Raw genomic sequence first — 13,262 nt, 5'->3', positions numbered from 1 at the left:
GGAAACTTTAGTTAAACAACAGCGTTTATTAATTAGCTGACAACCTTTTTTATGACTTATAAATACTGATTCAATAATCTTTTCAAATACACTTCATTTTGCGGTGATACTTTTTCAGAAAATCTAGCTGCAATAACAATAGGAGCCCATTGAAAAATCTCATCTCTTAACAAACTAGTATTTTTGCAATATAAGTGTAAATACATTTCAGCTAATTCTAAAGAAGTCTGAGCATACAATAAATATGTTCGAAATACATCTGCCCGAATATCACCAGAACTAGCATCTACCCAGTCTATAACTTTCACTTTCTCTTCCTTACTCAAAATCAAATTAAATGGATGAAAATCTCCATGACATAATCTAGGTTCAAATTTAATTGAATGTAACATATTCAATATATTTTCCTTTTGCTTTTCATCTAATTTATGTCCAGATTTAATTTGACATTCTAACCTTTGCCTGATGAACTCCATTCCATCTGTATTCACACGTATAGCATGGATCTTTTTTTGCTCATTTACACAAAGGCCGATATAACGCTCTGCCTCATTCAAATTATTAAGCAGGAGATCACCAATGTTCTCCCCTTTTACATATTCCATAATAATTGCTTGTCTATTTTGTATCTTTGCCACTTCAAATACGTTTGGAACTGGCAGCCCGCATGAATAAGCATATTTTTGTTTTTTTGCTTCATTCATAGACTCTGTATCTGGAAGATATTCTTTAAATAATTTCACAATCTTATTATCATATAGATAAATTTCCGCTGTATTCCCTTTTGCAATTGGATTACCTAAAACCACTTCATTTCTCCCCTTAACATAAATTAGAATAACATCTTATACTTCTCTTTACATTCACTATAACCCTAGCTAAAACCTTCTTCACGACTATACAAAAAAACTTACCACTTTCCATCCTTAAATAGAAAGCGGTAAGTTTAATTTACTTGGAATATCAGCATGGAGATTTGGTGTATGCAAGATCGTAAATGAATATCCTTGCTGAATAAATGATACTTCATTATGTTTACATTCATATGGAACACTATTTTTCTTCAAGTTATTTTGTATGCGTTGTAAAAATGCTTGATCTGGTGTTCCAAAAGAAACATGTACTTTCGGTGGTAAAGCTTTCATCGCAATCGGAATCCATGGTCGCTGCCACCAAGTTGCGACAATGTATGCAGTGCCACCTATAACAAAGTTAAAAATATCCCCATCTTCCATCGTTTTCATATCTAGATTTGATTTTAACCATTTCGTAAATACAGGTACACTTTTAACGGGAAGACCGATTTCCCTTACATATAAAACGTTTAATGGTGAATGCGGTATTAATACATCTTCTTTAACATAACTATGTGCAATAATTTCGAGAAGATTTCCATCTCCGTCTTTAAAGTATAAATTGAATAGATTATTCTCCTCACCAATTATATTTCCATCTTTCCATTTCACAATGAGTAACCCAGACTTTTCAAGCCATTTTGCTGTTTCATGAAATTTTGAATATGAAATTTCAAAGGCGAAGTGCGCAGGTGCAATTGGCTCATACACTTCTTGAAAACTAATTGTTGTATATGGTGTTACTTCAAATTGAATGTAGGATGCTGTTTCTTTTTTTATTGGAAAAGATAATACGTCCCTATAAACTTGTTTTACCCCTTCTATGGAAACAGTTTGTAGTTTTATATCAGAAATATGTGTAATCATTTTACGTCCCCCTATTTCATACTATCTATTCGTATTGTATTACAATTATAAATAGATAAAATCAAACGGAAGGATGGATTTTTCATATAAAAACTACAACTTTAGTATGAATATGTTAGCTTCTTTCATTGCTAGTACAGTAACATTTCAACACCATTATCCTCCATATTTCATTTTTTTGATTAACACTTTACTTATTTTTATTTTTTCAAGTTTCCCCTGCATTGTTCCTATATAAAAAAGCTGCCTTTCCTTAAACGAAAAGCTGCTTTTACAATAAAATACATTAAGATTTTACAGCAATAATCATAAATCTTTTTGAATTCGTACGAATCCCTTTTTCAGAACTATTAACATCAATGAAACTTTGTAAAATAGTAAAATCTTCTGCCTCTTCTCCAAAATTAGGAATAATAGGCGTATGTTTTAATAAGAAAATAAGATCTTCAGGCGTTCTGTAATAATCAGTCACATCATATTCACGTACTTGCACGAGTTCAAATCCTGCACTAATAAGTTCACTCATATACTTTTCTTTTAATATGCCATCTCTTTCACCTAAGCATTGTCCTCGCCCAAATGCTTCCTTAAGATTTAATTTATCATGTTCGCTTACTTGTTGTGTTAAGAAAAAAGCACCTTGTTTCATTACTTTTGCTAACTCAGATGCTATAAACGGTGCGTGACAACTAGAAGCGATATCAAAATGGGCAGGCGGAAACGTTAACGCTTCAGAATTCATTTGAAAAAACTCAACATTTTGTACACCTGATTTTTTAAAATTGGAATGTGCCGTTTCAATCATGCCGTTAGAATTATCAATTCCAATTAACAGTTTAGCTGAAGATGCTATATTAAGTACATTTTCTCCTCCACCTGTACCAACATCAAGTAGGGTGTCTGAAAGTTTACATCTTTCTTTCACTTCCCCGTAAAAGTCCCATGAATCTCCTACAGTTTCACATTTTATTTTACTAAAATCCCAACCATTTACTCTTCCTACTTTATCATAAAAGTTTTTGTACTCTAATTCGTTCATTTTGTATTTTCCCCTCTATTAACGCTTATGCTATTGATTCTTTGTGAAAAAGATCCATCAATTTCCCCTATATATGCCAGCCAATCTTCATAAAACGCTTGAACAGTGCGATATCTTTTATTTTTTTCTTTATGTAGAGCTTTTTTACATATATTATATAATTCTAGTGTGCTCTCCCATTTCTCATAGCTTTTATCATTTTTCCCGCCAATAAAAGCAAAAGCAATTCCGGCTAACACATACACATTCGTTTCGCTTGTAATTTGTGCATGCAGTTCATATTCTTCAGGTGCTTTGAAACGACCTGCTCCCCAAAAATCCTCCCCAACTTTATTGAATACAGGTTTTTTTTGAAAGAAATCAATATCACAGATCGTAAGTTTTGATTGCTCAAAATTATATAAAATACTACCGTCATAAAAATCAACCATGACATATCCTAATGACTCCACATAGGCTGCAAACTCAAAAATTTGTGTCAATATGTTAAGTCTCTCCGTCACTGATAATTGTCTTAACTTAACAAAAGGCGAATTTGGTGCATGGTGCTTTTCAAACGGTGTAAAGTCCCAATGATTGTGCATGCATTCCCCATCAATCCAATGAAACCTTAAACAAAATCCGTTTTGCATTTGAATAGGATTAATATATGGAACTAGTAAAGGATGTTGAATTTGTTCATACACTTCTTTTGCCTTCATTAATCGTTGGATCGCGTCCTCTATCTTGCCTTTGTATTCTAAATTGCGTGCACCTGCATACTTCAAAAAATAACGTTTTCCATTTTCAATAATACCAAAGCTAATATTTCCTGAATCTTGCTGATCAAACACAGTAAACACTTCTACATCCTTTAACCAATCAAAATTATGCTCCTCAGCCAATGTTAATGGGTATTGATTTTTTCCAATTTTAATATTTATCATGTGCTGCTCCTAGCTTTGAGCGAACGTAGTTGATAGAGGTATGATACGCATACTCAATTTATTTTTACCTCATGCTTGATTTTCTTCTGTTTGTTCATAAAACATCACTCCTTTCAAATAACCGCCCTTAATTACTTTCTATTATATAGTATAAAATACAAATTATAAGGAAAATATATTCCATATGCACAAATAGTTTACATAACATTTTTATGGTTTATTTATGTATGTAATCTACATCTCTCCCCAACCACACATACTATTTAAAACAGTACAGACTGCTTTTACATTCTTCATTTTTATTTCCTCCTTAAAATACATGTAAAAAGTAGGATTCACCAAAAAATTAAAGAATTCTATATATGACAAGTATTGGACGAATTATTTTCAAATTTCTCTATAATAAAGGTGGTATAAACAGTGTGAAACTTATGCAAGAACGTAGCCTTACCGTAAAGACAACTTTTACTAAAGAATACAAGATTTTTATTTTGGGTTTACTCATTTCACGAATTGGGGATTCACTATATACTTTTGCGTTACCTTGGATTGCCTATCAATTAACCGGTTCAGCTGTAATTATGAGTTCTTTATTTGCTATTAACGTATTGCCAATCGTTTTATTTGGCCCTTTAGTTGGTGTAATAATTGATCGTTATGATCGAAAAAAGTTACTTTTGGTAGCGGATATTACTAATATTATTTTAGTAAGTCTTGTTCCAATACTACATTCATTACATCTATTACAAATCTGGCATTTATACATAATTACTTTTATGTTAGCAGTTATGTCCATGCTTTTTGATGTAACAACTGTTACAGTCATTCCGCAAATTGCTGGAGCATCCTTAACGAAAGCCAATTCTTTCTATCAAATGGTCAATCAATTAGCCAGTTTATTTGGTCCAATGATAGCTGGAGTTTTCGTTTCTTTTATTGGTAGCTTTCAGATGCTTTGGATTAATGTTCTTTCATTTATTGCAACATTAATTGCTGTGATATTATTACCGTCTATGAAAACCGTAAACAAGAAATGCCAAGATAAAAATACACTTCAAAATGTACTAGCTGATTTGGTTAATGGATGTAAATGGCTCAAAAATGACCGTTTAAATTTAGCTTTATCTTTTCAAGCTATGATTGGAAACTTTGGAGCAAGTGCGGTTTTAGGTGTGTTCATGTATTATTTACTATCCACATTGCAACTTACGCCGGAACAAAGTGGCTTTAATTATTTACTAATTGGAATAGGCGGGCTCTTAGGAAGCTTGATTGCAGTTCCTTTAGAAAAGAGATTGCAACGCGGTCTTCTAATTCCATTACTCCTATTTGTTGGAGCAATTGGCTTAACTTTTGCGCTTTGGAGTACATATTGGCTTGCTCCCGGAATTGCTTTCGGTATTGCAATGACTTGCAATATTGCATGGAATACAATTGTAGCCACCGTTCGCCAGGAAACCGTTCCATCAAATATGCAAGGGAGAGTTTTAGGATTTTCACGTGTACTTACACGATTAGCTATGCCACTCGGAGCATTAGCGGGAGGCATTATTTCAGCTTATAATCCAGTGTTTATATTTGCTTTAGCTGCTTTTACTAAATTAATTGAAGTCTTTATTGCTTTATATAGTCCAATACGAAAACTATAATAGAAGGAAAGATAACTATGATTGGTTAATTGCAATTACGGATAAGTTTATAAAGAAAAAAGGCATTATAATATGCCTTTTTTCTTTATAATCATTTAACTGGATAACAAACTTCTGTAACCCATTTATTAGAATTCGATTCCATCGCTGGGCTCACATGATAAATATTAAACATTGGACCTGCTAATTCGTAACCCTCTGTCTCAATCCATTTTGCCGCAGCTTCATTTACAGCTGTCATCTGTTCATAACTTCCATTAACTGTTATAGAAGCTACATTAGCTGATTCCACATTTTTAAATGTAACGTCTTTTGTATTTTCGTGCTTCCCTAGAATACTTAGCTGTATTTCTATATCTACATCATTTTCTTTGTATTCACGATCATGGAAAACCGCAATACTATAACTCGGATGGTCAATACTAATATTCTTTATTTGTATTTCTTGCATTAATATACTCCATAAATCACCTTCGCAATTATACGATGGAATAATCTTTCTAACACTAGCTACAGTTCTTTCTGGAATTTCTTTTATTGAAACATGATAATTCATCTCAACAACATCCTCTCTCATCGTTTTCATTGAGTCTTCGAGGAGACGTAATTGTTTTTGGAGGTTATACATGTCTTCTTTAATTTGAACACTACGATTTAAAAATTGCTCTTTTATGCTATCTATATTATCGCATTCTATTATTTCTTTAATGGTATTAATATTAAACCCCATAGCTTTTAATATTTGAATTTGATTTACTTTTTTTAATTGGTCTGCTGAATAAAATCGATATCCACTCAGCTCATTGACTTTTACTGGTTGTAATAATTCCACTTTGTCGTAGTGCCTCAACATACGAATACTAATGGAAGATAGTTTTGAAAAATCCCCTATTTTAAACATATTTTCCTCCTATAAATTACATCTACTTCGAAGCTCAACTTTATCTTAAACAATGACATTATGTGAGAGTCAACTGTTTATAACACTTGAATTATATTTCTTCAATTATTTACTCGTATACCCTCTTTCGTCTTAAACCTATGAAGATTGATAATAATCCGTTCACAACTAATAAAATTACTATAATACTTGTAAGTAAACCTATATCTGCCGCAAATATTTTTATCGTACGCCATGGTGAACTTGTACTATAAGTAAGAAGTGGGATGAAAATAATAGATAATAGTAGGGATAGACTCCCTATGAATAACCAAATTAGCTTTTTTACGCTTTTCATATGTTTATACTTTTTAATTAACATAATTGATATTATGAAAAGTATAAGTGTAACTAGCAACAAAACAATTTGTATTAATGGGATGTTTTTAGGGATATCAACCGGTTCTTCTCCATTCAAAATACTAATAATCCCCTTTTTCAATTCTGATAGTGCGGTTTCTTCTAATACATGATTTTTATTTGTTAAAATCACACCACTCCAGCCACTTTTATTTAAAGTAAATATTTCTGCACGAGCATCGGGCGTTGATCCTGAATGCCAAATCATCGTTTCGCTTTCATTTATATTTGTTGTTCTTAATCCAAAACCATAACTTTTTTCTGAATTTATTTTATAAAGTGGTGAAAGATAAAGATCCATGTTTTCTTGCTTTAAAAATTGAAGATTTTCTTGGCGATTCAAAAACATAATGAATTGAATCATATCTTCCAAATTCGCGGTAATATAACCATATGGTGCCCCGGCATTATCATAGGACACTACACTTTTTCTTGGTATGCCAAACCACGACTGATAACCCGTTAAATAACCTTTTTCATATGCAGTTTCTTTACTTGCTGCCACACCATTCATATTTAACGGCTGAAAAATATACTTTTCCATATATGATGAATATGTTTCATTTGTAACTTCTTCAATAAGTGCGCCTAAAACAATATAATTTGCATTACTATATTGATATTTTTCACCTGGTGAAGCAGTTACTTTTACATTTGAAAGTTTCATTACATTTTCTTTTAATGCTGTAGAACTTTTAGATTGCTTATCTGATAATGCTAAGCCTTCATATGTGTTGATTCCGCTTGTATGAGTTAGTAGATGTTGGATTGTTATAGTTGAGGATATTTGAGCATCTTTTAGTTTAAACCAGGGGAGATATCGTTGAACTGGATCCTCTAATTTTATTTTTTTATCTTCTATTAATTTCACTATAGCTAAAGCTGTTAAAGATTTACTTATTGAGCCGATTGCAAATGGCGTTTTACTAGTTACCCTTTTTTCAGATTCTCCAGTAACCCCCATCGTTTTTGTGAAGAATACTTCTTTATTATGTACAATTGCAACAGCAACTCCTGGAATATTCTGTTCATTTATAAATTCTTCAATATACTTATCTAAAGTAGCTTTAATATTTTGCTGGGCATACACTTTTGGATGAACGATACATAATACTAATACATTACAAAGAATACATATTTGGAATAATTTATAGATAGTTTTCTTCATTATACTTTAGATAGCTTTCTTTTTTTATAATTTACTAAACTAATGAATACTACTACAGAGATTGTAAAACTACTCATTATTAATAATGAGTTCCACCATTGATTCTCTGATATGCGATATAAAATATTATAATTAAATGTATTTTTACTATTAATTGAATTAAATGATTCAGTTAAAAATATTGAAAATGTAGTTTGCGAGATGAGGTAAGTAATAACTGCGATGAATATGCTGCGGAACATAAATGTGTTAAATTTCCCTTTTTCATTTTGAAGTTGTGTCATTTTGACTTTTAAATCAATTTCATTTATTTCTAAAAAATCTTGAACAAATAATTGAGGTGTACCTAAATCATCTATACTATCTTCACCATGTTCACGACATTCTTGAATGTGTTCTAATATTTGTCGCTTTATATTTTCCCTTTCTTCTAAACTAATATCGTATTGCTTTAATTCTTTTAGTACGTCTGTTAAAAATTGCTTTTCTTTACCTATCAATCTATTCCTCATTTCAGAAGGTCTCCTTTCAAACCGCTTTTTAATAATGTTTGAATATCCGATTGCAATTCTAACCACTCATTAATTTTCTTCTCAAGACGTATTTTACCGTTTTCATTAATTTCATAATAAATTCTAACTTTACCACTGTCTGTTACTTCTTGATAAGTATTAACCCAATCTTGATTTTTTAACTTAGTTAAAATTGGATAAATACTTCCTACTCCTTTCAATTTTAAATTGTGTACTTCTAGCTCTTTCATAATCTCATAACCATAACTTTTCTTTTTTGACAAAATAGATAATACACACATTTCTAAATGCCCTTTAATTAAACTCGTTCTATCCATAGGATAAATTTAACAGAAATATATACTTCATTCAAGTATATATTTCTGTTAAATGCAAAAAAACAGACAATAAAACAAAAAGATTAACAAACAACAATACCACTCATCAACCATTTTTAATCTTAACAATTATTTTTACAATATAATAATTACATAATTAATATAACTTTTAACGTTATTACCCTCTTACTTCAAGAACCTTATCTTTATATATTTCAAACCATTGTTGCCATTTATCTTTAGAAAATTCTTTTTCTTCTCCTTCTAGAACGGCAGAAAAAAGATCTAAACAAATATGCCAACCAGCTATATCTTTCGGTGTATGATCAGTTAATTCGTGAATATATTCTTGGAGAAGTAAAAGGGTTCCATTATCCTCTTTATGTATTTCAAATCGGACCCGATCTTTATCCCAAGTAAATTCAAGCACTGAGTTTTGTTGACACTCTATAATATCAATATTTATAAATGAACCATCCATCATGTCGAACTTTATTACACCATTTGTTTTAAGGCTTTCAATCTGCAAATTGGACATCCATTTTTTTAACTTACTATTTTCTGTTAAAACTGACCAAACTTCTTCTATCGAATATGAAAAATGACGTTCAAATTTTACAATATATCCATTAGTTAGTTTCCCGATTTCAGCTATCATATTGATTGCCCCCCTATATAGAATGTATGTTCTTAATTTATTTTACACGAATATAAATATAAAATAAATCTTTATATAAACGAAGTAGTAATTAAAAGTTAAACGTGATGAGAAAAACTTTAATCTTTTCTAAATCAATTTAAATAATCTTGAAAAATAAATATCATTTATGCACGTTTCTTCCCAAAATATAGACTTACGCTCAAATAAAAAGAGCCGCATTTGCGACTCATAAATTTATAGAATTACTCCTGTTTTTGTTGAATGATTTACCGCTTAATCGCATCAACAATTAACGATGGAAAACCAAGTTTATCACCTTTATTTCTAGAATCATACCTTTTCGAACGGAAAATAACACCGTCGTTTGCATCCCATTCATTATAATAAAACTGACCATTTTCATCACAATATTCAAGTAAAACTACCTCAAATCCAGCAGTTTCAAACATTTTCGTTAGTGTTTTATAGGTATGGACAATTTTATGACTTGCTGCTGGGTGATCTTTTGGGCCAGGTCCACCTATTTGAACTATCTTTTGGTACGCCTCATCTCGGAAAAATGCATCAGGAACACCGCACCGAATATGCCCCTCTTGCTTTAAAAATTCATAGCAAATTTCAGCAGCTCTTACACCTTCTTCAAACGAATAAGCTGTACTATCTACTTTTATATTTTTCTAAATTTGCGAACTAAAGTGAACACTATACCTGCAAAAACCATCCATAAGCCCATTGTTGTACTATTAGTTGTACTGCCCCCCGTGTTTGGAAGCTCTTTATATGTAGATTCTTTTTTATCAGAATTACTGTTGTTTTGGATATTACCGCTATTACTGTTATTAGTACTACCTTTAGCTTTGCTAGCGTCTGTATCCTTCACTAATACTTTTTGTATGGCATGTACCTTATTACCTACAGAATCTGTGACACTATATATTATTTCAAAAGTACCAACTTTAGTGGTATCTCCAATATCTTTATATACTACTTTAGAAGTAAGATCACCATCTTCTTTATCCGTAGCTGATACACCTACCATTGGATTGAATTCATCTCCCTTAGTAATTGTAGTTGTAGAAGGTACTTTTAGTATTGGTATGTCATTCTTAACTTCTTCTCTACCTGTGACTGTTACAGTTTGTTTCGCAATTTCTTCATGGCCTTTAGAATTTGTAACTGTATACGTTACTATGTAAGTACCGACTTTAGAGGTATCTACTTCCCCCTCAACTTTTACTTTAGAAGTAAGATCGCCGTCTTCTTTATCAATAGCTTTTACTTTTTCCATCGGATCGAATGATTCTCCTACAGTAATTGTCGTTGCAATAGGAACTGTTAATGTAGGTTTTAGATCTGATGTTTCTCCATCCCTCTCTACAATTACGGTCTGTGTTACCGTTGCTTTCCCACCTTGAGAATCAACGACAGAGTAATCCACAATGTATTTGCCTGGTTTAGAAGTGTCTACATCACCTTTATGTTCTACTCGATTTGTTAAATCACCATCTTCTTTATCAATAGCTTTTATATTGCTCATTGGGTCAAACTTATCACCGACACGTAGTGTAATTGTTGGCGGTACTGTTAGCTCTGGGACTTGGTTTGCCTCAGTTTTTTCGTTTTCTTTCACTGTTCCTTTAATTTTTGCTGCATCAAAAGCTTTTTGGACCGTTTCAACCTCAATGGAATTTGCCCCATATTTATTTGTTGCAACTTTAAGACACGCTAATCTTAATTCAGAGAAATTAGAAGTCATGTTCAATTCATCAGTATTTGCATAATAGAAAATATCAAACATTTTATCTTCACCAATACCATTTACAGTTACACCGTTATGAGTGCCACCTTGTGCAATTAAATACGCGACTTTATTAATAATACTTGAGTTGAAATGAACGCCCTCATTATCCTCTCCGTTTAAATCACTGTATTTGCTATAATCATCTGGATACGGTACTCCATTAAAAAATTTGACTGAAGATGGATTTTTCATATTACGGAGAACTGATCCACTTTGTTCTCCTATTGTCCAATTAAATTCCCCATTATTTATATATTTCTCAATAGCCGTTCCCATAATATCAGATAACGCCTCGTTAATTGCTCCAGATTCTCCAAAAAATTCAAGATTAGATTCACTAGATGTAACCGCATGTGTAAATTCGTGACCCGCTATGTCAAACGATCTAACCATTGGATCACCATATATAAGCATACTAACATTGTTAATATTAGCGCTAAATGCATTCCCCCAATTTTTAGGATCACTTGTTTCTCCAGAATCCCATGCATGTACAACTGAAACTACTTTTTTCCCTTTATTATCAAAACTATTACGCTTATATTTGTCTTTATAAAAATCATATACGTTTGTCGCTAAGAAATGAGCACTTACCGCTTTTGGGTCATTAAATGTTGTTGATGTGCTAGTTGTTAATATACCAGGATAATATTTTTCTTCAAAAGTAATATCTCTATAATTTACATCATACGTCTCAATTCCTTGCCCTCTTGTATAATCAGCAAGCGCATATTTCCCGTTACTTTGTTCAGAAATACCGAATGTACGAGTTATTCCTAAATCATCTTTTCCAGTCCCGGTTAATGATTTAAAATTACTTTTTTTACTCTCCTGAATAGCTTCAACACGCTCTTCATTTACTTTTAAATCTGACTCTTGCACCATATTTTTCAACATATCACCACTATGAGCATCCACTAAATAAGTTCCAGATACATAGTTTGGTGTGGCAGCTGCAAATGTAACTTGATATGCATTTGTAGCTTGCCCACGATTTTCATCAACAAAAATAACTTCCTTAACTTCTGCCTCAGAAATAAATTGAATATCATTTCCGTACTTCGTATAAATATATTGTTTTGCTTCTTCTTTTGATAAATTAATAGGATTCTTTAAATCTTCTTTTTCTAAGTTTTGTGCACTTTCCCCTGAAACACTTTTAATAATACCCTTTTTATCTACATGAGCAGTCAATTGGTGTCCGTATACTTCTTTACCTTCATATATTTGTTGCATACGAACAAGTGTAGTCCCATCATATGAACCACGTTTTTGAAGAACCTTGTAATCTACCCCTTTGTCTCCACTAACTTGTTTTGGAGACAAAGCATGTTCCGTCTTTTCCTTAAGTGCATCTTTCACTACGTTCTCTGGCGTTTTTTGTGATGGTTTTGTAAGTTCACCTGTACGGAACGAATCCTCTTGAATATCAACTTGCATTTGATCCGTTTCCTCCGCATAACCTTTCTCGTATGGTACTATGCTTGTCAAAGCTAATCCTGTTGTTAATGCAACTATAGCTATTTCTTTTTTATTTTTCATGTTATTTCCCTCTTATGATTTCCTAAAATATGAAATTACTAAAATTTATACAATCTATTTCTAATGTAAAAAGATGACTTCTGTAATCAACAAAAGTCACCTCTTCAATATGTAATACCCCTAATATATTTTTAATGCATAATTTCTATATAAAACAGAAAAAGCATTCATTAACGAGCATTTTGCATTACTTTTATTAGGTCATTTATATTTTCAACTTTCTGCTGAAACTGATCAAATCTACTATGTAACAATGAAGGATTCTTATCTTCAGTTGAAATAACTTTTTTTAACTCCTGTTCTAATATATCATATGTATCAAAGAAATTATCAAATTCTACACTTACAAGCTCTTCATTTTCACGATAAAATCTTTTTGTTTCTATATAAGTCATGTATGATTTATTTAAAAAACCTAATGAAATTAAATATTTAGAAGTGTTTTCTTGATAAATAGCAATATCGCATGCTATTTTCATATCAGAATAAGTTCTTTGAACGAAAGAATGCAATTCAAAAATCTTAAACTTTAATCCATTATTCATTTCATCCCCTCCCATCCTATCTATTCTACATAAAAAAAGAATATTATACAAAATATAATA

At 31.6% G+C, this 13,262-nt stretch carries 12 protein-coding genes and 1 pseudogene; 1 reads left to right on the top strand and 12 read right to left on the bottom strand.

Annotated elements, in window-relative coordinates:
- Window positions 1–56: 56 nt before the first annotated feature.
- From ACTFR9_RS05340 to ACTFR9_RS05325, 4 genes are all read right to left on the bottom strand, one after another.
- Entirely contained in the window at window positions 57–809 is a 753-nt protein-coding gene (locus ACTFR9_RS05340; RefSeq protein WP_061536725.1) for an aminoglycoside phosphotransferase family protein, read from the bottom strand.
- A 117-nt stretch (window positions 810–926) separates the two neighbouring features.
- Window positions 927–1,721: a VOC family protein gene (locus ACTFR9_RS05335; RefSeq protein WP_000627958.1), complete on the bottom strand. Its 795-nt coding sequence runs from the start codon at window positions 1,719–1,721 to the stop codon at window positions 927–929.
- Between the two features lie 286 nt (window positions 1,722–2,007).
- Window positions 2,008–2,760: a class I SAM-dependent methyltransferase gene (locus ACTFR9_RS05330; RefSeq protein WP_071741692.1), complete on the bottom strand. Its 753-nt coding sequence runs from the start codon at window positions 2,758–2,760 to the stop codon at window positions 2,008–2,010.
- Window positions 2,757–3,686: a serine/threonine protein kinase gene (locus ACTFR9_RS05325; RefSeq protein WP_061536723.1), complete on the bottom strand. Its 930-nt coding sequence runs from the start codon at window positions 3,684–3,686 to the stop codon at window positions 2,757–2,759. The genes ACTFR9_RS05330 and ACTFR9_RS05325 overlap by 4 nt, the downstream gene beginning before the upstream one ends.
- Window positions 3,687–4,108: 422 nt before the next feature.
- Here ACTFR9_RS05325 and ACTFR9_RS05320 point away from each other — a divergent pair, with 422 nt between their 5' ends.
- Complete coding sequence (locus ACTFR9_RS05320; protein WP_229136330.1) at window positions 4,109–5,335, top strand: MFS transporter; 1,227 nt, start codon at window positions 4,109–4,111, stop codon at window positions 5,333–5,335.
- A gap of 91 nt (window positions 5,336–5,426) precedes the next feature.
- Here ACTFR9_RS05320 and ACTFR9_RS05315 read toward each other — a convergent pair whose 3' ends face one another.
- The 8 genes and pseudogenes from ACTFR9_RS05315 to ACTFR9_RS05280 form a co-directional block, all read right to left on the bottom strand.
- Window positions 5,427–6,236: a MerR family transcriptional regulator gene (locus tag ACTFR9_RS05315; RefSeq protein ID WP_095842914.1), complete on the bottom strand. Its 810-nt coding sequence runs from the start codon at window positions 6,234–6,236 to the stop codon at window positions 5,427–5,429.
- A gap of 109 nt (window positions 6,237–6,345) precedes the next feature.
- Window positions 6,346–7,803 (bottom strand): serine hydrolase domain-containing protein, encoded by a 1,458-nt coding sequence (locus ACTFR9_RS05310; RefSeq protein WP_061536720.1) that lies wholly within the window; start codon window positions 7,801–7,803, stop codon window positions 6,346–6,348.
- Window positions 7,803–8,315, bottom strand: a complete 513-nt coding sequence (locus ACTFR9_RS05305) for a hypothetical protein (RefSeq protein ID WP_229136331.1) — start codon at window positions 8,313–8,315, stop codon at window positions 7,803–7,805. Before ACTFR9_RS05305 ends, ACTFR9_RS05310 begins: the two co-directional genes overlap by 1 nt.
- Entirely contained in the window at window positions 8,312–8,653 is a 342-nt protein-coding gene (locus ACTFR9_RS05300) for a PadR family transcriptional regulator (protein WP_001997521.1), read from the bottom strand. The genes ACTFR9_RS05305 and ACTFR9_RS05300 overlap by 4 nt, the downstream gene beginning before the upstream one ends.
- Before the next feature lie 178 nt (window positions 8,654–8,831).
- Window positions 8,832–9,311: an SRPBCC family protein gene (locus ACTFR9_RS05295; protein WP_000559856.1), complete on the bottom strand. Its 480-nt coding sequence runs from the start codon at window positions 9,309–9,311 to the stop codon at window positions 8,832–8,834.
- Window positions 9,312–9,580: 269 nt separating this feature from the next.
- Window positions 9,581–9,961, bottom strand: a pseudogene (locus tag ACTFR9_RS05290) (class I SAM-dependent methyltransferase); the annotation flags it as partial.
- A 20-nt stretch (window positions 9,962–9,981) separates the two neighbouring features.
- Window positions 9,982–12,657, bottom strand: coding sequence for a M4 family metallopeptidase (locus tag ACTFR9_RS05285; protein ID WP_000791137.1), 2,676 nt, complete (start codon window positions 12,655–12,657; stop codon window positions 9,982–9,984).
- 170 nt (window positions 12,658–12,827) lie between these two features.
- A complete protein-coding gene (locus ACTFR9_RS05280) occupies window positions 12,828–13,202 on the bottom strand; it encodes a hypothetical protein (protein ID WP_001059029.1) in 375 nt (124 codons plus the stop codon).
- Between the last annotated feature and the right edge of the window lie 60 nt (window positions 13,203–13,262).

The organism is Bacillus cereus group sp. MYBK222-1 (assembly GCF_051916425.1).
Classification (GTDB): Bacteria; Bacillota; Bacilli; order Bacillales; family Bacillaceae_G; genus Bacillus_A; species Bacillus_A paranthracis.
This window is presented reverse-complemented; position numbering and strand designations above follow the sequence as displayed.

Bases quoted from the DNA above. Each gene is read 5' to 3' on its own strand.
- ACTFR9_RS05295 (WP_000559856.1), bottom strand. From the start codon at position 9,311: ATGATAGCTGAAATCGGGAAACTAACTAATGGATATATTGTAAAATTT.
- ACTFR9_RS05300 (WP_001997521.1), bottom strand. From the start codon at position 8,653: ATGGATAGAACGAGTTTAATTAAAGGGCATTTAGAAATGTGTGTATTA.
- ACTFR9_RS05285 (WP_000791137.1), bottom strand. From the start codon at position 12,657: ATGAAAAATAAAAAAGAAATAGCTATAGTTGCATTAACAACAGGATTA.
- ACTFR9_RS05325 (WP_061536723.1), bottom strand. From the start codon at position 3,686: ATGATAAATATTAAAATTGGAAAAAATCAATACCCATTAACATTGGCT.
- ACTFR9_RS05310 (WP_061536720.1), bottom strand. From the start codon at position 7,803: ATGAAGAAAACTATCTATAAATTATTCCAAATATGTATTCTTTGTAAT.
- ACTFR9_RS05330 (WP_071741692.1), bottom strand. From the start codon at position 2,760: ATGAACGAATTAGAGTACAAAAACTTTTATGATAAAGTAGGAAGAGTA.
- ACTFR9_RS05335 (WP_000627958.1), bottom strand. From the start codon at position 1,721: ATGATTACACATATTTCTGATATAAAACTACAAACTGTTTCCATAGAA.
- ACTFR9_RS05280 (WP_001059029.1), bottom strand. From the start codon at position 13,202: ATGAATAATGGATTAAAGTTTAAGATTTTTGAATTGCATTCTTTCGTT.
- ACTFR9_RS05315 (WP_095842914.1), bottom strand. From the start codon at position 6,236: ATGTTTAAAATAGGGGATTTTTCAAAACTATCTTCCATTAGTATTCGT.
- ACTFR9_RS05305 (WP_229136331.1), bottom strand. From the start codon at position 8,315: ATGAGGAATAGATTGATAGGTAAAGAAAAGCAATTTTTAACAGACGTA.